The following is a 20,055-nucleotide window of genomic DNA, read 5'->3' on the forward strand; positions in this document are numbered from 1 at the left end:
CGCGAAGGGGCCACCTCTCACTCAATAGTAGGTCCGCGGTTGCTCATCCGCCTTGTTCAACACCGCTCCCACCAGGTTCGATGAAGCCAGGTGATACAGGCAATCCTCGATGTCCTTCTTGCTGTTCATGCCATTGGCCACCACCAGCAGCACGCAGTCGAACCGCGGCAGCACGGTGATCGCATCGTCCGAACTCAGCAGTGGCGGCAAATCGAAGATGCAGATCCGCGATACATAACGGTCGCGCAGCTCGCCGATCAGGGTGTTCACCTTGGGCGACGACAGTACCTCGGTAGACATCGGTACCGGCTCGCGTGTCGGCAGCACGACGAAGCGTGGCAGGGTCGGATTGACCAACGCCTCTTCGAGCCAGGCCTTGCCATCGAGCACGTCGTTCAGCGCCTTCTCCATCGGCAAGCCGAGGCTGCTGCCAACCCGTGGCCGACGCAGGTCGAAGTCCACCAGCAAAGCGGTCTTGTTGGTGTGGTGGGCGATACTCATGGCCAGGTTGACCGCCAGCACCGTCTTGCCCGCCTCGGGGGTTGGCGAAGTAATCGCCAGGGTGCGCCAGCCATTGTCCTCCATGGCCTGCAGCACCTGGGTGCGCAGCAGATCGATCGCCCCGCTCAGGTTCGAGTTCTTGTTGAAGGAAACGATCCGGTTGCGCTCCAGGTGGTCCGCATTCAGCGGCACCACCTTGGTCTGCACATAATCGAACAGCCCGAGTTCCCCGGGTTTGTCCATGACCGATGGCACCTGCGCCGTATCGGACGTGGCTGGCGAAACCTGATGAATGTTCTTACCAATAGCCGGCGTACTTCTGTCCATCGCTGCGCTCCCTATTCAAACCGAGCCATAGCTTTGAAAAGCAGGAGGTCCAGAGGCATGTAGAACATGTGGACACCCACCAACAGGATAGCAACCACCAGCAAAGCGGCCGCGACCATCATGGTCAGCAGCCGCTTGCGCCTGGCCTTTTCCGCCTTGGTCGCGATATACGGCACAGCCACCAGCACGCGCCGGCCCAGTACGCTCTCCAGGGCACCGACACCGCGCACGCGCTGATTGAGCATTTCCAGCAGCATCACCAGGCCACCGCCAGCGGCCGGGGCCAGTACTAGGCCAAGGGCGACGATCTTCTTGCGGTTGGGTTTGACCGGTTTTTCCGGCATCAGCGGCGGCTCCAGCAACACGAAGCGCTCGGCCTTGTTCTCTTGCTCGAGGCTTTCGGTGATTTTCGCGCCCATTTCCTTGTTGCGGATTTCCTCGTACTTCTTGCGCGCGTTGTCGTGATCGCGCATCAACGTCACCAAGCCGCGCTCGACTTGCGGTGCCTCGAGGATATCGGCCTCGTAGCCTTCCATCTTGGTGGTCAGCTGGCGCTTCTGCTCGGCCAGCGAGGCGATGCGCGATTGCGCGGCAGCCATCTTGGTACGGACCCTGGCGGCATCCAGGTTGGTGGCTCCCGCGACGGCGATCCCCTGGTCGCCAGAAGCCTTGAGCGCGTCGATCTTGCGCTTGACCGCCACCACATCCGGGTGCGCTTCAGTGTACTTGGTCAGCAGGCGTGCATACTCCGCCTTCAGGCCTGGCAGGTCTTGCGGATCGGGCGCAACGGCCCTGCCGTTGGCCGTCTGGGCCGGCGCGCCGGCGTTGGCTGCGGCCAGCTCCAGCTCCAGGTAGCGCAGTTCTTCCTGCGCAGACTTGTAGTCGCGGTCCACTTCGCGGAACTCAAGCTCCGAACGCGAGAGCATGCTCATGCGCAGTTGCTGGTTCTCGGGCAATGCGTTGGCGTGGGTCTGCTTGAAATCGGCAAGCTGGTTTTCCAGGTCGGCCAGCTCGGCACCAAGCTTGTTGGCTTCCTGGGTGAGGAATTCGGTGGTTTCGGTGGCGCGTTCGGTGCGCTGCTTCATGTTCTCGTTGAGGAACAGCGACACCAGTTCGTCAGCCACTTCCTTGGCCACTTCGGCGCGTTTGTCTTCGTAGGAAACCGTAAAGGCCACGGTGGCCTCGCCGCGCCCCTTGACGTAGGTGCTGAGCGTGGCGACCACGATCGCACTGCGCATCTGCTCGATCTTGTCGGTTTCGCTGAAGCGGCTGCCGCGGTCGGCGAACAGCTTGTACTTGTCGATGATCCGCAGCAGGTTCTCGCGAGTCATCACTCGCTGGCGGATGACCTCGATACGCTCATCGGCAAAGGTATTGTTGCCGGCCGAGACCAGGTCCGGGGAGATCTGCTGCGACTCCACCAGAATGGTCCCGGTCGACTGATAGATCGGCGGAACGCTGATCGCCACCCCGATGGTTGCGGCCACCACGACCACTATGACGATCCCCAGCAACAAGGCACGGTCCTTGATGATGGCGATGTAATCTTTGATAGAGAGCTCGTACTCAGATTTCATAGTGGCCACCAATCCGAAATTCAGATGTCGGGGTATCGGTACGTCAGCGTCAAACCAGCGATGGTAGCGTCGGCATTGGGCAGGCCCTTTTGCTGGCGCTCCTTGTACAACAACGAAAACCGCAGGTCCCAGGCCGGCGAAAACGCCCGGCTGGCCCAGACGCTGTAGGTTTGCAGGGTATTGGGGTTCTGCCCTTTGCTGTCCTGCCACCAGGCGTCTGCGCCGACCCGGGTGGTTTCAGTGAGCAGGTAGCTCCAGCTGCCACGCACCATGTCCATCTCGGCGGCACCGCCCTGGGCGTTGGACATCGTGCTACGGTCGGCACTGAAACTGGCCTCGTGGCGTGAGCCGCGGTAGGTCAGCGATGCGCCGCCTTCACCACGGCGCTGAGTCCCGGCACCATTGGTCTGGTTGACCCCGACATGCATGGCGCCGACCAGGCTGTCGGAGAACTGGTACTTCAGACCGATGCTGGGGACATAGCTGTTGGTGGCGACTGCCGTGGTGGTGTCATCCGGCTCGTAACGCCGCGCTTCGAAACCGGTGATGATGTCGGTACGTTCGCTCCAGGCGTACGTCCAGGTGAAATCGTTGGCGTACTCGTCGTAACCGGTCAGCGTACTGATGTTGTAACTGGCGTGGGAGTAGCGAAGTTCGTTGGCCAGGGTGCTGCGCTCGGTTACCGCGCTGCTCCAGTTGCCTGTGAGCCGTGACATCTTCTGGGTGCCGTCGGTGGTGGTCACCACACCGGTATCCTGCACCGCGCCAGAAAGCGTCGAGCTTTCATCGTACTGCGCCAGCAGGCCAAAGCCACCGCTTTCGGTTTCGCGTTGCCAGCCCAGGCTCAGGTTGGGGTCTTCACGGTCATCCATCACCGAACGGTCGGATGAGCGCAGCACATGCATGCCCACGCCCATGCGCAGCTGGTCGCGATCGAACTGACCTACAAGGGTGTAATCAGGCGCAATGATGGTACGCGTCACACCTTTCTCCTTGGAGGTAAGGAGCAATGGGTTGCTGTCGTACTCGACAGTCGTGGGAACCTCGACTGAAGACTGCCAGTTGGCGGCATCAACCACCCCGGAGAACGGCATCATCATGATTGCCGTTACAACACTCGTCGTTTTATTGATAGGCACAAGTCGTTCTTAATTATTAGGAGAGTCAGGGTACGACCAGCGTATCGCCAGCCTGAAGTTGGAAGTTGGTGGACATGTCACGCCCAGAAACCAGATCCTTGTATCGCACCGGCATGACCTTTTGGCCGCGGATGACCTTGATGGCACTTTCGTCGGCGAATTTGTCCATTCCACCCGACATGCTCAGGGCCTGAAGCACCGCCGTAGGGCCTGCCATCGGCACCGGGCCGGGCTTGATCACTTTGCCTTGAACATATACCAGGTTACCCGCGGTGCTGGTGACGACCACGCTGACATTTGGCTGGGCCAGGTAAGGTTTCAACGCGGTCTCGATTTTCTTTGCCACGGCAGTGGCTTCAAGGCCGGCAACATCCACACGCCCTGCCAGCGGGAAAGTGATACTGCCATCGGGAAGAACAACGGTTTCCTGGCGCAGGGTGTCTTCCTGCCACACCGAGATCATCACCTTGTCACCGGGGCTTAACAGGTAAGTCGAGGAGGACGTGTCGGCGGCGGCGCTGCCAGAGCCGACTACCAGGGCGCAGAGAACGGACATCAGCAAACGTACCATGAGGGATCCCTCCGGCCAGTCGGCCCAGGTTAAGAGCACTGAATGAGTACAACGACGAACCTCTCGCTCCGCTTCGCAGCCCGTTTGCTGCGACGGCCACACCCATCCTGGAGGCGCTTTGCCGCGATGCCGCCCTGCCTGCCTGTTTATCGACTGTTCGCGTCGAGGACGCTGGCTACTGGAATATAGCAACAGCTGTAAAATTGACAAGCATCGGCCACCCCGAAAAACATAAACGTCCACGTTTTAGCGTCAACGCATTGGCATCGCGATAAAACCGAAACAACTTAGATCTTCTTTCTATTGGCCACCGCGATGAAACCGATCACGGCGGCGGCGAACAACCAGCCCGCCGTGGACAGCGGCACAATAGTGTTTTCCGATAAGTAAGAATCCGCCGCTCGCGCTGCACCAGTCAATAACACCAACAGGAAGAAAGACTTGATGAGCAAGGTCGAGCGCATATTCGTCACCTTCAAAGAGGAACGTTGTTATTTATTGGCGGAAGACTGGATCGCTGTTGATTTGAGCTTATGGGCACAATGACATTACGTCAATGATCCGACACCATAATAAATCTCAATCGGACAGGGCTGGCAGAGTCAAAAAGCCGTCAACATGAATTCGCCGACCTCGACGCCGTGCCAGGGCTGCATTGCGCACGCAGCCGGGCAGTCGATCATCGCCCCGTCGAGGTTGAATATGGGAACAGATCCAGCGTTCGCTCCACTTCATCGACATCGATGGTGAAGCCTTCACCTTGCGGCGTCCCGACCACGAAACCGAAGTGCTGATGATCGCGATCCGTCAGGTATTTGTAATAGCTGACAAACCGGTTCGGCGGCTGCAGCGCCAGGATCGAACCGCCGGGCTGCAATACATTGACCCCGTGTACCAACTGGCTGCCTTCAACGCCGATCACCGTCCGCGCCCCGGCACAGGCGGCAACGATACCTGGCACATCGGTTTTCATCGGGTCGACAATGCGAAAACCACGGTACTTCTGCAGGTGCATGGCGACTTCGAGCTCATTGCGCATGAGGCGCAAGTCGCCCTCGCTGCCACGCAGGATAAACACCCCCGGGTGCGGCGAAGAGTCAACATGCGACAACAGCTTGTCACCCATGGCGCGATAACGCGAATACCTGCTGCGGTTGTTGCTGAGGTCGTCGAACAACACCAGTTCGCGGAAAAACGCCCCACGCGTGCGCAGCGGTTGCATGCCCAGCCAGCGCTCATACGCCGGCCCCTGGGTGAATAGCGGGTAACGTGCCGAGGGCGCCGTGGTCACCGGCACGCCTTCTTCGCAGGCCAAGGCATAGGTCGGGCAGTCTTCCATCAGCCAGGTACCGAACCAGGTGTTGCCGTTCTGGGTGCAGTAGATGGCCCCACGGTCGATCTCGTGATCCACCGTGATGCCAGGGAACCGGCCCGGTTTCAACGACAACCAGTGGCTGGCATTACCCTTGTACAACGCACCGTCGACCAGCCAGACATCCTTGAACAGGTAGCCCCGGGTCGGCCCCTGTTCGACCGTGATCCCGCCTTCCATGGTCCGCCCGGGATGCACATACGGGTAGAAGCGCTTGGCCTCCCAGCCCGTTACGCGTTCCAACTGGTTGGGCAAATAGAACGCCGGCGGCGATACGGTTGTTTCACCAGGGGCGATATCCCACGTTTTCTCGGCGACACGCTTGATATCGATATCGGCCTTGCGTGCCAGGCGCTTGCGCGCGATGTGCCGGTAGGCGGCCAGGGTCCAAGTGTTCTGGCTGGCAAGCGAAGAACCGCTGAGGTTCGAGATACCGCTACCCATGAAATGCCCCTCCCGAGGTGACACGTCTCTGGCCTGAGGCAAGGCACGCATTCCTGGCATGCCTTGAAGCCGGTTCAGCTGGAAACGACAACCCGTTCCATCATGGGCGGGGACTGTAGCGTGGCGTAACGCGAGCGCAGGGTTTGCAGGAATGACTCGCCGCTGCTCCTGGCGCCATAGAGGTAGATCTTGTGCAGCCCACCAAACACCATTTCGTGATAACGGCTGGCGACCTCGTCGTCACTCGGCCCCTCTGGCAACCCCAGATGCAGCGTCAGTTTGTTGCCCTCGACAGCAAACAGCGGTGTATCCCAGAGGAACTGCGCGGTCCCCGTGCGCGGCAGGCGGACAAACAGGTAGGCATGGTTGCCCAAGGCATCGATATCGCCACCACGCCGGCGCTTCCACTTCAGCAGGCCATCGTCCGGCCGCGCCAGGCAAAGGCCGATATCGTAATAGTCATAGCCGTTGGCCAAAGCCCATTCGAGGGCCATGAAGGTGGTGATCGAGTTGACCTCGCGCAGCCTTTTCGGGTCTGAGAACACCGCCTCGCAATAACCGAAGCGCAGGGTGCTCCAATAGCGTTTGCCATCGCGCGTGATCTCGCAGCCCAAATGGCAACCGATCACCTCTTCACCGCAGGTAATCAGGTCAAGGCGCCCGACTCCCTTGGCCAGACGGAACACTTCGTCGGTGGGAAACTGCGCTGCATGGATGCCCTGCCTGGCCGTGGCGTAGGGCCGCAACAATTGTTGATCGGCCATGGCGATCTCGTCATCGGCGAGCGTCTGGCGCATCTGGTAGAGCGGGCGGTGCTTGCGAATGCTGCGGCGCAATTCACTGTCGTAGCGAGCAGTGATGTCATCGAGCGAACGCCCCAGGGGCACCACCGCGCTCAGGTAATGGGGCACGGTCAACGCGCCGGACGTCGGCATTTCGCTGACAACCACCAGGTGGCGGCTGGTGGCCGGTGCAGCCGCCTCGGCCGCTTCGACGGCTGACTGCTGGCCCTTGCCGCCGATCAGCAGCTTGGCCATTTCGCGCTGTTGCTTGCGACCGATGTAGAGAATTTCGTAAGGGCTGGCTTGCTGCAGGCGGAAACGCGAGATTTCCCAGCGCCATAAGCAAGTTCGAGCCAGCACTTCGCGTAACTTGCTTGAAACAGTCCGGATCTCGTAGCGCATGGAAGGCGAGATCACTTTTCGCGCCACAGCCGCCAGGTTCTCTTTCATGTCTGCTTCGACATCCTTTGATGTTGTCAACGGGGCTGATCGGAAAACAAAAGAGCGGTGCGATAAAGCCGGCATAACCAATTGATTTATAAAGCCTCAACTTTGGATGCGGCCTTCATGTTCAGTAACCATTTAAGATGCAGGAATGCTGCTTGGCAAGCGGCATCTTGACAGCATTGCAGCGTCATTAATGGCGTCAAATTTCCCGTTACCTGGCGGCTTCCACAACGGCTTTCGCTATATATAACGCAGTGCCACGTTCACACGTTGCGCTACCCCACTACCACAGCGCGCTCTTGCAACTGCGGCCTGATGGTCTCTTTCAACGAAGGAGCCCCAACATGGCCAACCTGACTGACGCTGTGCCGCATGCAGAGCTGATCTCTGCGCAACTGCCCCTCTGGGCCCGCCACATCACACCCCAACATTGGCAAGCCATGCGCCGCAGCCAGCGCGTCGAGGCCTTTGACCAAGACTGGTACAACAATGCCGCGCCTGATCTGCGTGAATCCGTAACGGCCAGCCATGCTCGCCTGCAGAGCGCCCAGGCAGCGCTGGCCAGTTCGCTGAAAGGCCTGAAGCAAATCAGCGAATTTGCCGAACCGTTGCTACAGACGCGCCTGGCCGAAGCCGGCTTTACGGCATCGCTGCACGGCAGCGAATTGCTGCGCGTCGAACGCACGTGGACCTGGAGCGTGTCGGGCTATCTGTACAGTCATCGCCGTGACCCTTTGCTGCAGGCTGCCTTGCAGAACTTCGCCGATGACGAAACGTTCACACGGGAAAGTGCCATTGCCTTGAGCGACAAGATCCATGTGACGCGCATCACGGTGGATGGCAGAGCGCCAACCGGCCCGCAGACGCCACCCGGGCATTTTCTGCTGGCATCCGAGCGCTATGAAGTCGAGCGACTGGCGCTCACCCCGGAGGCGTTTGCCCAACTGTGCCGCGAACTCGACCTAGGGGGGGCCTACCAAGCGCATCTGCAGCAATGCTTCGCCGCACCGCAGGCAAGGGAACAGGCCATCGCGGTTCGACGGGACCGCTTGCGCCTGGCCGCCGACGTTGCCTACCTGCGCCACGCGCTGAGCGGTGCTACACGCGACCAAGTGGACAAATTGCTGCAAGGCGGCGACGTGCCCTGTTGGCAACTGGCACTGTTCGGCATCGTCTTGCATGAGGTGATGCTGATCGATGCGGGCAGCTCAGGCTGGCTGCTCTATTTACCCGACGACAGCCCTGCCCTGCACCTTTGTACCGACGTCGACGCCATCCACCAGCTGCTGGTGGAGCTGCTGAAGGCGCCAGAGAACCGACAGCGCCTGCATCCGTACCTGAGCCAGGCCGACCAGCCGCGCATGCTCGACCTGCTGCAACAAAATCTTGACGAAACCCGCGCGGCCGACCTGCACCCCACCCTCCAGGCCATCAACGGCAAGCCCTTCGACTTTTATCAGGACCAACACCTGGCCCGCCTGAAAAGCGCTGCCGAACAAATCGCCGTACCGACTGCCGTGGCCGATGCCCAGGCCCGTGCCAAACGCATCGCAGCGTGGGAAAGCCTTGGCCTGGACGTGCTCAACCTGGCCGCTTTCTTCATCCCGTCCGTGGGCACCGTCATGTTGGCTGTGACGGCCTGCCAGTTGCTCGGGGAGGTCTACGAAGGCTATGAAGCGTGGCACGAAGGCGACCGTCACCAGGCCTTGCAGCACCTTGAGGCCGTCGGTCTGAATCTGGCCGTGATCGGAGGCCTGGCAACCGCAGGCCGCGTCGTGCCGAAGCTGTTCAGCAGCCCCTTGCTGGAAAGCCTGCAGGAAGTTCGCTGCAGCGATGGCCGCGACCGGCTCTGGCAGCCAGATCTGCTACCCTACCGCAGTCCCCAGGTGTTGCCAGAAGGGCTGCCGGCCAATGCGCAAGGCCAATACCTGCAGGGGGACAGGCATTACATCCGCATGGACGGCCAGCTCTATGAACAGCGCTTCGACCCGCACATTCAGCAGTGGCGGATCGTCCACCCCGAGGCAGCGGACGCCTACCAGCCGCCGCTGGAACATAACGGTCAGGGCGCCTGGCGCGCTGCTCACGAACAGCCGCAGGCATGGCCATTCACTGTATTGGCACGACGGTTGGGCGAGGACTACGCGGCGTTCACACCCGCACAACTGGAACTGGCCGGCCAGATATGCGGCGTCGACGCAGCGCGCTTGCGTCTGGTACACCTTGAAGGCCGGCCGGCGCCCGCGCTGATGCTCGACACCTTGGGGCGCATGTCCGGCGAGCCGCTCGAGCTCATCCAGAACGAAGCAGAACCGCTTTTGCAGCGACACCGCGAATGGCCACTGGTTCGCGCGCTGGAGGGGCTGCTGGTGCACCAGCAAGGCACCACCGACAGTGAACGGCTGTTGCTGAGCTGCCTCGATGACATGCCGCAATGGCCTGCTGACCTCCGCCTCGAACTGCGCGCAGGCAGCCCGCAAGGCCCGCTGCTCGACAGCAGCGGAAGCAGCCTGGCAGGCACGGTCTGCCGAGTGATCAAGTCAGCCAGAGGTTACGAGGCCGATCTGGGCGAACGACCTGCACCGGCGCCTCAGGACCAGGACCTGTGCCGGGCAGTCGAACAAGCACTACCAGGCGCCTGGCGCAAAGCTCTGGGTATTTCGACCACCGATGGCAACACCTTGCGCCAGCGCGTAGTGGCCTGGACCGAACCCCGCCGCACCGAGTTGCTGCAGCGCCTCTGGGGCGCTGGCGCCCGGCGCCAGAGCGCTCGGACAGGCTTGCGAGGCGGTCGTCGCACACTGCCCAGCGGTCCCTATCTGCAAGTGCCATTGGCCAGCCGCTACCGCCGTCTGTACCCCGCCTCGACCGATGAGGAGTTCCTGAGCGCAATGGACGACTGGCAACAGCAAGGGCGTTCGCCGGCAGCAGAAATGCGCAACCTCGAGCAACGTCTGGAAGCCCTGCGCCGCGACCTTGGCGAGTGGGCACGCCCCGACCCGCATTACCCCCATCGGCGACAGCAGGCCGTTACCCCGATCATCAATGCCTGGCGACGGATCTCCAGGTTGCGGCTGGGCCAGGACGCAATGGTCTACAGCCTGGACCTCGCGCGCCTTGACCTGGAGGACCGTGATCTGGCGAGCCTCGCCCTGCCGGACGATTTCACCCACATCGAGCATGTGTCGCTTCAAGGTAACCGCAACCTGAGCCTGTTGCCCGCCGAGTTCTACGAACGCTTCCCCAGGCTCAAGCGCCTGCTGCTGAGCCATTGCCGCTTCGCCCGCTTGCCGCGCCTGGCCAATCCCCAGGCGCTGGCGTGGCTGGACCTGGACAACAACCGCATCACCTGGGACGACAGCGCCCAACAGATGTTCGACCAGTTCACCAACCTGGGCGTGCTGGACATGGGGGGCAACCCTTTGCTGCGCGCCCCCGACCTGAGCCGCATGCCACGCCTGTTCACGCTGTTCCTCGACAATTGCGCGCTGACCGAGTTGCCCCGAGGGCTGGAGAGCATCACCATCACGCCGGTGACGCTCGACCTGGCCGGCAACCAGTTGCAGCAGCTACCGGCCAACTTTCGAGTATCGCAGCCGGTCGCCCAGGCGATGCGCCTTGAAAGCCAATGGCTCAGCTCACGCATGCTCGAGGAAGTCGAGGCCTACAACGCCGCGCATCAGGTGGACCTGCTGGTGGATGAAAGTGATTACGATGAGTTCTTCAGAGGCGCGGGTCCCCATGAAGAGGCGCTATGGCAACGCCTGCCGCTGCAGTACCGCCGAGACCTGAGATCACTGCTGGACCTCGAACCCTTCACTTCAAGGCCCAGGCGTGCCCGCACTGAATTCTGGCGCCGCCTGACGGCGATCGATCACAACCCGCAACTGCGCGAGCACGCCTTGGCGCGGCCCGCCCACGAGCTGTTCGATATCGCACTGTAAGCACGCTGTCATCAACGTGGCAAACGCGCCCTGAGCGGATTGTGCGCGATCCACTTCTGCAACTCGGCGGCCGGCATCGGCCGCCCCAGCAGGTAGCCCTGGCCCTGGTCGCACCCGGCATTGCGCAGGAAGTCATACTGCTGCTGGGTCTCGATCCCCTCGGCAGTGATGCGATAGCCCAGCGCATGCCCCAGGTCGATGATCGCCCGGGCAATGGCCACCGCATCATCGTCATCCGGCAAGTCCTTGATGAACGCCCGGTCGATCTTCAGGTGGTCGATGGGTAAGGCGCGCAAGTAGGCCAGCGACGAATAACCGGTACCGAAGTCGTCCACCGCCGTGGCCACGCCCATCGCCTGCAACTGGGCCAGCGCCGCACAGGCCTGTTGCTGGCTTTCCATCAGCAGGCTCTCGGTGATTTCCACTTCCAGCAGGTTAGGTGCCAGCCCATGACGTTCCAGGGCAATGGCCAGGCTTGACACATAGTCGCTGCGCTCGATCTGCAGCGCCGCCACGTTGATCGCGAGCGGGCCCGGCAGGCAATCGGCGGCGCGCCAGGCGGCCATCTGCGCACAGGCAAGATCGAGTACCCGCTCGCCCAAGGGAATGATCAGGCCGGTACGTTCGGCCAGCGGGATGAACTCGCCGGGCGGAACCAGCCCATGGTCCGGATCACGCCAACGCAGCAAGGCTTCGACACCTTCCAGCTGGCCGCTGAACAGGTCGACCTTCGGCTGGTACCACAGTTCGAACTCGTTTTCCTGCAAGGCCCGGCGCAAGTTGCGCTCCAGTTCCAGGCGCTGGTGCAGCCGCGCGGTCATGTCCGGGTGATAGGGGCGCCAGGCGTTGCGCCCACCCTCCTTGGCCGCATACATGGCCGTGTCGGCATGGCGCAGCAGGCTGCCGACGTCCTCGCCATGTTGCGGGCACCAGGCCAGGCCGATGCTGCCGGTCACCAGCGCGGCGTTGCCATTGAGGTCGAACGGCCGCTGCAGGCAGCGCAGCAACTCGCGCAACTGGTGGCTGACCTGTCCCTGGGTGCCCTGCAGCATGAACACGAATTCGTCACCGCCCAGCCGGCATACCCGGTCGCTGCTGTCGAGTTCCTGCAAGAAGCGCGCAGTCGCCTGCTGCAGCAGCAGGTCTCCCATGGCGTGACCCAGGCTGTCGTTGACCTGCTTGAACCCGTCGATATCCAGTAGCAGCACGGCCAGCCCATGGCCTTGGGCAGTGGCCTCGGCGAGCTGTTGCTGGAACAGCACCCGGTTGGGCAAACCGGTGATGGTGTCGTAATGCGCCAGGCGCTCCAGCTGCGCCTGGGAGCGCTGCAGCTCGCGGTTACGCTGTCGCAACTGGCGCTGCTTGCGGTTGATCTGCGCGATGAACAGGCTGAGCAGGCCGCTGCAGGTCAAGGCGAACCAGAACAACGGCGAGTAGAACAGGCTTGCGACCTGGTGGTTTTGCTGGCGCTGGATATCCACGTGCCCAAGGGCCATGGACACGCCGATACCGGCCAGGGAAACGCCCACCGGCAACAAGCGGCAGAGGGCCCGTCGCAGCGTGCCGGTGGTCTGTTTCTGTTCGTAGGTCATCGGGGAATTGGACGGGGTCATAAGCCTGCAGGCGGGAGCGATTGCCCCTGTATCGGCGCGGTGCCGGCGAAATTGAGCCAGACTGGTGTTTTTCTTGCCCAGGGTGCATGCTCGAAGCTGAAGCGTTTCACCCGTCCAGACACGTGAGGTGCAGTACCCATGGAACATCTGCTCGATTCGCTGTTTCCGACCGCCGAAGACATTCCTGAAAACTGGCGCCTGGAAGCACCACTGGAACAACGCGACTATCTGGTGAACGGTGAACTCCGGCGCTGGGACGGGCCACTGGCCACGGTCCGCAGCCCGGTCTGGCTGAAGGAAGCGGATGGCGAGCGCCAGGTCGTGCTCGGCAGCGCGCCCTTGCTGGATGCCGACACCGCCCTCACCGCCCTGGACGCGGCAGTGAACGCCTACGACAAAGGCCGTGGCGCCTGGCCGAACATGCGCGTGGCCGAACGTATCCAGCACGTGGAAACCTTCCTCGCGCGCATGCGTGAGCAGCGCACCGCCGTGGTCAACCTGCTGATGTGGGAAATCGGCAAGAACCTCAAGGACTCGGAAAAGGAATTCGACCGTACCTGCGACTACATCGTCGACACCATCAACGCCCTCAAGGACCTCGACCGCCGCTCCAGTCGCTTCGAACTGGAACAAGGCACCCTTGGCCAGATCCGCCGTGCACCGTTGGGCGTGGCGCTGTGCATGGGCCCCTACAACTACCCGCTCAATGAAACCTTCACCACGCTGATCCCGGCCCTTATCATGGGCAATACCGTGGTGTTCAAGCCGGCCAAGTTCGGCGTCCTGCTGATTCGCCCGCTGCTCGAAGCGTTCCGCGACAGCTTCCCACCGGGCGTGATCAATGTCATCTATGGCCGTGGCCGCGAAACGGTCAGCGCGCTGATGGCCAGTGGCAAGGTCGATGTATTCGCCTTCATCGGCACCCACAAAGCCGCCAGCGACCTCAAGAAACTGCACCCTCGCCCGCACCGGCTGCGTGCGGCCCTGGGCCTGGATGCGAAGAACCCGGGCATCGTCCTGCCCCAGGTGGACCTGGACAATGCCGTGGAAGAAGCCGTGACCGGCGCCCTGTCGTTCAATGGCCAACGCTGCACGGCGCTGAAGATCCTGTTCGTGCACGAGGATGTGGTCGAACCCTTCCTCGACAAGTTCCAGCGCAAGCTCGCCGCGCTCAAACCCGGCATGCCCTGGGAGCCGGGCGTCGCGCTGACGCCACTGCCGGAGCCGGGCAAGGTCGACTACCTCGACCAGTTGGTAGCCGACGCCAAAGCCAAGGGTGCGCAAGTTCTCAACGACGGTGGCGGGCAGAGCCGCGGCTCGTTCTTCTACCCCGCCCTGCTCTACCCGGTTAACCGCGACATGCGCGTCTACCACGAGGAGCAGTTCGGCCCGCTGGTACCGGTGGTGCCTTATCGCGACCTGCAGACCGTGATCGACTACGTGCTCGACTCCGACTACGGCCAGCAGCTGAGCCTGTTCGGCAACGACCCGGCCACTGTCGGCCACCTGGTCGACATCTTCGCCAACCAGGTCGGCCGCATCAACCTCAACGCCCAGTGCCAGCGCGGCCCGGACACCTACCCGTTCAACGGCCGCAAGAACAGCGCCGAAGGTACCCTGTCGGTGCACGATGCCTTGCGCGTATTCTCCATTCGCACCCTGGTCGCGACCCGCTTCCAGGAGGCCAACAAGGCGCTGATCAGCGAGATCATCCGTAACCGCCAGTCGAGCTTCCTGACCACCGACTACATCTTCTGACCGCCGCGCTTATAGAAAATCGATCTAGCCGGGTTGTCGATTTTCCCCATGCGCAGACGACTCTATTGCATCAGGGCGCCCATCGGCGCCCCTTGCAAAGGAGCGTCGCACATGGCAGCCAAACCGATCCCCGAAGGCCAGCACAGCATCACCCCGTACCTGGCCATCAACAACGCCGCCAAGGCCATCGAGTTCTACAAACTGGCCTTTGGCGCCACCGAAATGTTCCGCCTGGAAGGCCCGGGCGGCACCGTCGGCCATGCCGAACTGCGCATCGGTGACTCCTCGCTGATGCTCGGCGACCCTTGCGACCGCGAGGGCGGCCTGACCGCCAGCCAGAAACTCACCGGTGCCGGCGTCGGCCTGCACCTGTACGTGGAGGACTGCGACAAGGTTTATGCCCAGGCCCTGGCGGCCGGCGGCACCTCGTTGCACCCGGTGACGGACCAGTTCTACGGCGACCGCAGCGGCACTCTGAAAGACCCGTTCGGCAACATCTGGTTCGTCTCCACCCACAAGGAAGACCTGAGCCCCGACGAAATCCGCGCCCGCGCCGCCAAGATGTTCAGCGGCAGCTGAGCGACGAGTTGAAAGCGCGGCGCATTTGCCTGAAGCTTGTGGCTCGTAGCTTGGAGCTGCTTCATGCGAATCATCGACAAAACCGCCGCGCAGGTGCGCAGCCTGATCCCGGCCGAAGAAGAACTGCTGGTCGGTTTCGTCACCGGCAACCTCGCCGGGCCACGCCTGCTGCAGGCCAACCAGCTGCTGATGAAGGTGCGCAGCGCCAACCAGTGGCTGGCCTGCGATTGCCGCAAGGACGCCTTGCCGGTGCTCAATGTCACCCTCAATGGCAGCACCGGCACGCTGTTTCTGAAAAACAACCCGGGCACTGCCGAGCATGCGCCCGGCTGCCCGTTCACCAAGGACGAGCGCGAAGCCAGCGAGCGTGAAGACCAGCCAGCGGTGCCTGCCGCCTGGCTGGCCCCTGACACCCCGCTGCGCCTGATCGGTGATTACCGTAAAGCCAGCGACACCGATACTGGCGCGGTTGACGGCAACGAGCGCCGCGAACAGCAGCGCCTGTTGTCGCTGCTGCTGACCTGGATCGAGACCAGCGGCCTCAACCTCTACGCCACCCACCTGAAGAAGGACCTCACCGGCCAGTTCGCCGAGCTTCGCAGTGTCGCCAGCCGCTACCCGCTGCTCGAACGGGTCCCGGCCAGCAACTACCTGGAAACCCGCCTGGACATGAAGCACATGATGATGCTCAAGTCCCGCCTGCGCGAAGCCACAGTGTTCGGCAATCATCGGCGCCATGGCCTGCTGCTGGACTGCGTCGACCAGATCAAAGGGCGCAAGTTGTTCAACAACCGCAGTGAGGACGGTTTCGACTTCCAGGGCCACCATTTGTATTGGGCTGGCAACCGCGCGTCTGGCCCGTTGCTGGCCCTGGCCCTGTACTCACCGACCACGGCAGGCAGTCACTTCTATGAACTGATCCATGTGGCCAGTGTGCCGGTGCTGTCGCGCGCGCACCTGTTCCCGGTGTACCGCGACGAAGAGCGCGAGCCGCTCAAGGCGCTGGTGTCGCTGATCGACTGGATGGCCAGCAAAGGGGTGAAGGTGCAGATGCGCCGGCCGGTGATCGGCGGGCAGGTGATGGATGAGCTGGTGCTGACCTCGGATCAGGACCGGGTGCTGTCGGTATCGTTGCTGGAGCAGCCGATCGGGCCGGAGCCCGATGCCGAGAACTTCAAGCGCTATGCCGACTTCAAGAGCCTGGAGACCTTCCGCAAGTATGTGGCCGGGTTCTTCATGCGCGAGCGCTGAGCACCGCATCGCCTGCTTCGCGGCTAAAGCCGCTCCCACAGGGACCGCGCCGAATCTGAAACTGGCGCATTCCCTGTGGGAGCAACGGTCTTGCTCAATTGCTTAAAGCTGGTGCGATCCCAGTGGGAGCGGCTTTAGCCGCGAAGAGGCCGGTGCAGCCATACATCCTCGACTATCAGAATGCCGCCCGGAAAATCCCCTCGATCTCATCCTGGCTGGCCGACCGCGGGTTGGTCAGGCCACAGGCATCCTTCAAGGCGTTCTGCGCCAGAATGCCGATATCTTCAAGCTTGGCCCCCAGCTCCGCCAGCCCCGCCGGAATGCCCACAGCCGCCGCCAGGTGCTCGATGGCGGAAATCGCCGCCCCCGCGCCCTGCTCCGCATCCAGCCCACACACCTTGATGCCCATGGCCTTGGCCACATCACGCAGGCGCGCAGCACTGACCTTGGCATTGAAACGCTGCACATGCGGCAACAGCACGGCATTGCACACACCGTGGGGCAAGTCGTAGTAACCGCCCAGCTGGTGCGCCATGGCATGCACGTAGCCCAGCGAGGCATTGTTGAACGCCATGCCGGCGAGGAACTGCGCATAAGCCATGTTCTCCCGCGCCTGCAGGTCGTTGCCATCGTTGACCGCCTGGCGCAGGTTCTCGCTGATCAGGCTGATGGCCTTGAGGGCACAGGCGTCGGTGATCGGCGTAGCCGCCGTCGACACATAGGCCTCGATCGCATGGGTCAGCGCATCCATGCCGGTGGCCGCGGTCAGCCCCTTGGGCATGGCAACCATCAACGCCGGGTCGTTGACCGACAGGATCGGCGTGACGTTACGGTCGACGATGGCCATTTTCACGTGGCGGCGCTCGTCGGTGATGATGCAGAAACGGGTCATCTCACTGGCCGTGCCGGCCGTGGTGTTGATGGCGATCAGCGGCAGCTGCGGCTTGCGTGAGCGGTCGACGCCCTCGTAGTCGCTGATATGCCCGCCGTTGGTGGCGCACAGGGCTATGCCCTTGGCGCAGTCATGGGGCGAGCCCCCCCCCAGCGACACCACGCAGTCGCAGCGTTCACGCTGCAACACGGCAAGGCCCGCCTCGACGTTGGCGATGCTGGGGTTGGGCTTGGCGCCGTCGAACACCACCGAGTCGATATCCCGCAAGGCCAGCAGGCGCCCTATTCGTGCAGCGACGCCGGCCTTGGCCAGGCCCTGGTCGGTAACGATCAGCGCCTTGCGCAAGCCATAACCGGCAATCGCGGCCATGGCCTCGTCGAGGCAGTCGATGCCCATGATGTTGACGGGCGGGATGAAAAAGGTGCTGCTCATGACCGGATCCTCCTGGTGGGTCTGTCTACCCGTGAGAATCCGCCGGTTCAATGCAGCGGATATTGATCCAGCGCAACATTAGCCAAGGAACAACTGGTACGCCGGATTAGCGGTTTCGTCCCAGTAGCGGTAGCCCATCTCGTCCAGTGCCTGGGGCATGCCGGGTTGCTCATCGGCCGGCACTTCCAGCGCGGCGAACACCCGCGCTTCGGCCGCGCCGTGGTTGCGGTAGTGGAACAGGCTGATGTTCCAGCGCTTGCCCAGCCGTTCCAGGAAACCCAGCAGCGCGCCTGGCCGCTCGGGGAATTCGAAGCGCAGCACCCGCTCATCCGCCCCCGGCGCAGCATGCCCACCCACGGTGTGGCGCACGTGCAGCTTGGCCAGCTCGTTGTCGGTCAGGTCGAGCACGCTGTAGCCCTGCCCGCGCAAGCTGGCCAGCAGCTGCTCGCGCGGGTCGTGCACGGGGTGGGTCTGCACGCCGACGAACAACCGTGCCTCCTTGCCGGGGTAGTAGCGGTAGTTGAACTCGGTGATCTGCCGCTTGCCCAGGGCCTGGCAGAACGCCCGGAAGCTGCCCGGCTGCTCAGGGATGGTCACGGCAATGATGGCCTCACGCTGCTCGCCCAACTCGGCCCGCTCGGCCACGTGGCGCAGGCGGTCGAAGTTGACATTGGCGCCGGAGTCGATGGCCACCAGGGTCTGACCCTGCACGCGCTCGCGGGCCACGTACTTCTTGATCCCGGCCACGGCCAGGGCACCCGAGGGCTCGGTGATCGAGCGGGTATCGTCGTAGATGTCCTTGATCGCGGCGCACAGCTCATCGCTGCTGACGGTCACCACGTGGTCGACAAAATGCCGGCACAGCTCGAAGCAGTGGGCGCCGATCTGCGCCACCGCCACGCCATCGGCGAAGGTGCCGACCTGCGGCAGGATCACCCGCTCGCCTGCCGCCATGGCAGCTTGCAGGCAGTTGGAGTCTTCCGGTTCGACACCGATCACCTTGACCTCGGGGCGCAGGTACTTGACGTAGGCAGCAATGCCCGCGATCAGCCCGCCGCCGCCAACCGGCACGAAGATCGCGTCCAGCGCACCCGGCTGCTGGCGCAGGATCTCCATGCCCACGGTGCCTTGGCCGGCGATCACGTCCGGGTCGTCGAACGGCGGCACGAAGGTCGCCCCGTCGCTGTCGGCCAGTTTCAGCGCGTGGGCCAGGGCATGGGGGAAGCTCTCGCCGTGCAGCACCACATGGCCACCCCGCGAGCGCACCCCTTCGACCTTGAGCGATGGCGTGGTGGTGGGCATGACGATGGTCGCCTTCATGCCCAGGTGCGCCGCCGCCAGGGCCACACCTTGGGCATGATTGCCTGCCGAGGCGGTGATCACGCCACGTTCGCGCTGGGCCGTGGTCAGGCGCGACAGCCGGGTATAGGCACCGCGGATCTTGAACGAGAAGGTCGGCTGCAAGTCCTCACGCTTGAGCAACACCTGGTTGCCGAGGCTGGCAGACAGCGCGGGGGCGGCTTGCAAGGGCGTCTCGATGGCCAGGTCATACACCGGCGCGGACAGAATGCGGCGCACCTGTTCCGACAGCAGTTGCTGCGGGGTGGACGGGGTACGAGGGCTGACATTGAGGCTGGTCATCGATTGCAACTCCTTGGCTTTTTTCACGTTGCCCAGGAGTCAGAGAGAAGAAACCCGCCTCCAGGGCGGGTTCGGTGCACGTACGCGCTAGCCCGCCAAGCTGATAATGGCGGTAATAATAATGGCGTTCACGTGCGGGAAGGTTTTCATGGGGTAGGACGTTATCCCGCCCGCCCTGGCCAAGTCAACACTTTGCTGGCTGTGCCGAAAGCGGCACGTCGAACACCTTGTCGAAGCCCCACTGGAACACGAAGGCATAGACGAAGAAGAACACGAACAGGGCCAGGTTGGTGAGGAACGCCGCCCACAGGCTGACATCCAGCCAGTACGCCACCAGTGGCAGCAGGATCAGCACCAGCCCGCCCTCGAAGCCCAGCGCGTGCAGCCCCCGGCGCAGCAGCGTGCGCTCGCGCTTGCGCTGGCGTGCCTCCCAGCGCTCGAAGGCCCAGTTGTAGGCCATGTTCCAGCTCATGGCGATACCCGACATCAGTACCGAGAGCACCGTCGACTGCGCCATGCCGGCGCCGAACGCCAGCTCCAGCGCCGGCGCTACGCACGCCACGGCAATGGCTTCGTAGAGAATGGCCTGGACGATCTTGCGTGCCTTGCCTTGCATGTTCAGCTCCCTGAAGAAACGACCTACAAAATTACAAGATCAAGCCAGCAAGAAAAAGCCTGAAATACTTTATTGACTGACCGTTCAATCAAGAATTATTAAGCTTTATCGTTTCCGCAAACCCCTTCCCCTGGCGTCCGGCCTCTCCTTGCTCGACACGGCTTCCCCC

15 protein-coding genes are annotated in these 20,055 nt (G+C 62.7%); 4 read left to right on the forward strand and 11 right to left on the reverse strand.

All coding sequences use genetic code 11. From position 1 onward, the window contains the following. Positions 1-21: 21 nt before the first annotated feature. From APH33_RS12460 to APH33_RS12485, 7 genes are all read right to left on the reverse strand, one after another. Positions 22-828 carry a CpsD/CapB family tyrosine-protein kinase gene (locus APH33_RS12460; protein ID WP_054885430.1) on the reverse strand — a complete coding sequence of 269 codons (807 nt, stop codon included), beginning with the start codon at positions 826-828 and terminating at the stop codon, positions 22-24. Between the two features lie 11 nt (positions 829-839). Next, the gene (locus APH33_RS12465) at positions 840-2,405 is read right to left on the reverse strand and encodes a Wzz/FepE/Etk N-terminal domain-containing protein (RefSeq protein WP_054885431.1); all 1,566 of its coding nucleotides are present in this window, start codon (positions 2,403-2,405) and stop codon (positions 840-842) included. Between the two features lie 20 nt (positions 2,406-2,425). After that, entirely contained in the window at positions 2,426-3,544 is a 1,119-nt protein-coding gene (locus APH33_RS12470) for a hypothetical protein (RefSeq protein WP_054885432.1), read from the reverse strand. A gap of 25 nt (positions 3,545-3,569) precedes the next feature. After that, positions 3,570-4,115 carry a polysaccharide biosynthesis/export family protein gene (locus tag APH33_RS12475; protein ID WP_054885433.1) on the reverse strand — a complete coding sequence of 182 codons (546 nt, stop codon included), beginning with the start codon at positions 4,113-4,115 and terminating at the stop codon, positions 3,570-3,572. A gap of 287 nt (positions 4,116-4,402) precedes the next feature. Continuing rightward, complete coding sequence (eppA, locus tag APH33_RS27405) at positions 4,403-4,579, reverse strand: EPS-associated small membrane protein EppA (RefSeq protein ID WP_177332388.1); 177 nt, start codon at positions 4,577-4,579, stop codon at positions 4,403-4,405. Positions 4,580-4,794: 215 nt separating this feature from the next. Continuing rightward, entirely contained in the window at positions 4,795-5,931 is a 1,137-nt protein-coding gene (locus APH33_RS12480) for a glycosyltransferase family 61 protein (RefSeq protein ID WP_054885434.1), read from the reverse strand. 74 nt (positions 5,932-6,005) lie between these two features. After that, a complete protein-coding gene (locus tag APH33_RS12485) occupies positions 6,006-7,163 on the reverse strand; it encodes a hypothetical protein (RefSeq protein ID WP_054885435.1) in 1,158 nt (385 codons plus the stop codon). Between the two features lie 341 nt (positions 7,164-7,504). Between APH33_RS12485 and APH33_RS12490 the strand changes: the two genes are divergently transcribed. Beyond that, positions 7,505-11,104 carry a leucine-rich repeat domain-containing protein gene (locus APH33_RS12490; protein WP_054885436.1) on the forward strand — a complete coding sequence of 1,200 codons (3,600 nt, stop codon included), beginning with the start codon at positions 7,505-7,507 and terminating at the stop codon, positions 11,102-11,104. 11 nt (positions 11,105-11,115) lie between these two features. On the opposite strand, the gene APH33_RS12495 is transcribed toward APH33_RS12490, so the two are convergent. After that, complete coding sequence (locus APH33_RS12495) at positions 11,116-12,717, reverse strand: bifunctional diguanylate cyclase/phosphodiesterase (RefSeq protein ID WP_054885437.1); 1,602 nt, start codon at positions 12,715-12,717, stop codon at positions 11,116-11,118. 138 nt (positions 12,718-12,855) lie between these two features. Here APH33_RS12495 and APH33_RS12500 point away from each other — a divergent pair, with 138 nt between their 5' ends. The 3 genes from APH33_RS12500 (at position 12,856) to APH33_RS12510 (ending at position 16,305) form a co-directional block, all read left to right on the forward strand. After that, positions 12,856-14,475 (forward strand): NADP-dependent glyceraldehyde-3-phosphate dehydrogenase, encoded by a 1,620-nt coding sequence (locus APH33_RS12500; RefSeq protein ID WP_054885438.1) that lies wholly within the window; start codon positions 12,856-12,858, stop codon positions 14,473-14,475. Positions 14,476-14,586: 111 nt separating this feature from the next. Beyond that, complete coding sequence (locus APH33_RS12505) at positions 14,587-15,054, forward strand: VOC family protein (RefSeq protein WP_054885439.1); 468 nt, start codon at positions 14,587-14,589, stop codon at positions 15,052-15,054. A gap of 63 nt (positions 15,055-15,117) precedes the next feature. Then, positions 15,118-16,305, forward strand: coding sequence for a hypothetical protein (locus APH33_RS12510; protein WP_054885440.1), 1,188 nt, complete (start codon positions 15,118-15,120; stop codon positions 16,303-16,305). A gap of 175 nt (positions 16,306-16,480) precedes the next feature. On the opposite strand, the gene yiaY is transcribed toward APH33_RS12510, so the two are convergent. The 3 genes from yiaY to APH33_RS12525 form a co-directional block, all read right to left on the reverse strand. Further along, entirely contained in the window at positions 16,481-17,629 is a 1,149-nt protein-coding gene (yiaY, locus tag APH33_RS12515; RefSeq protein WP_054885441.1) for an L-threonine dehydrogenase, read from the reverse strand. 78 nt (positions 17,630-17,707) lie between these two features. After that, positions 17,708-19,270: a threonine ammonia-lyase, biosynthetic gene (gene ilvA / locus APH33_RS12520; protein ID WP_082433587.1), complete on the reverse strand. Its 1,563-nt coding sequence runs from the start codon at positions 19,268-19,270 to the stop codon at positions 17,708-17,710. 184 nt (positions 19,271-19,454) lie between these two features. Next, a complete protein-coding gene (locus APH33_RS12525; protein WP_054885442.1) occupies positions 19,455-19,886 on the reverse strand; it encodes a PACE efflux transporter in 432 nt (143 codons plus the stop codon). Positions 19,887-20,055 lie beyond the last annotated feature (169 nt).

It is taken from the genome of Pseudomonas sp. NBRC 111130 (assembly GCF_001320485.1).
GTDB classification, from domain to species: domain Bacteria; phylum Pseudomonadota; class Gammaproteobacteria; order Pseudomonadales; family Pseudomonadaceae; genus Aquipseudomonas; species Aquipseudomonas vlassakiae.

Excerpts from the sequence above, each read along its gene's own strand:
- APH33_RS12460 (WP_054885430.1), bottom strand. The coding sequence starts at position 828 with ATGGACAGAAGTACGCCGGCTATTGGTAAGAACATTCATCAGGTTTCG.
- APH33_RS12490 (WP_054885436.1), top strand. The coding sequence starts at position 7,505 with ATGGCCAACCTGACTGACGCTGTGCCGCATGCAGAGCTGATCTCTGCG.
- eppA (WP_177332388.1), bottom strand. The coding sequence starts at position 4,579 with ATGCGCTCGACCTTGCTCATCAAGTCTTTCTTCCTGTTGGTGTTATTG.
- APH33_RS12475 (WP_054885433.1), bottom strand. The coding sequence starts at position 4,115 with ATGGTACGTTTGCTGATGTCCGTTCTCTGCGCCCTGGTAGTCGGCTCT.
- APH33_RS12465 (WP_054885431.1), bottom strand. The coding sequence starts at position 2,405 with ATGAAATCTGAGTACGAGCTCTCTATCAAAGATTACATCGCCATCATC.
- ilvA (WP_082433587.1), bottom strand. The coding sequence starts at position 19,270 with ATGACCAGCCTCAATGTCAGCCCTCGTACCCCGTCCACCCCGCAGCAA.
- APH33_RS12495 (WP_054885437.1), bottom strand. The coding sequence starts at position 12,717 with ATGACCCCGTCCAATTCCCCGATGACCTACGAACAGAAACAGACCACC.
- APH33_RS12510 (WP_054885440.1), top strand. The coding sequence starts at position 15,118 with ATGCGAATCATCGACAAAACCGCCGCGCAGGTGCGCAGCCTGATCCCG.
- APH33_RS12485 (WP_054885435.1), bottom strand. The coding sequence starts at position 7,163 with ATGAAAGAGAACCTGGCGGCTGTGGCGCGAAAAGTGATCTCGCCTTCC.
- APH33_RS12500 (WP_054885438.1), top strand. The coding sequence starts at position 12,856 with ATGGAACATCTGCTCGATTCGCTGTTTCCGACCGCCGAAGACATTCCT.
- APH33_RS12505 (WP_054885439.1), top strand. The coding sequence starts at position 14,587 with ATGGCAGCCAAACCGATCCCCGAAGGCCAGCACAGCATCACCCCGTAC.
- APH33_RS12525 (WP_054885442.1), bottom strand. The coding sequence starts at position 19,886 with ATGCAAGGCAAGGCACGCAAGATCGTCCAGGCCATTCTCTACGAAGCC.
- APH33_RS12480 (WP_054885434.1), bottom strand. The coding sequence starts at position 5,931 with ATGGGTAGCGGTATCTCGAACCTCAGCGGTTCTTCGCTTGCCAGCCAG.
- yiaY (WP_054885441.1), bottom strand. The coding sequence starts at position 17,629 with ATGAGCAGCACCTTTTTCATCCCGCCCGTCAACATCATGGGCATCGAC.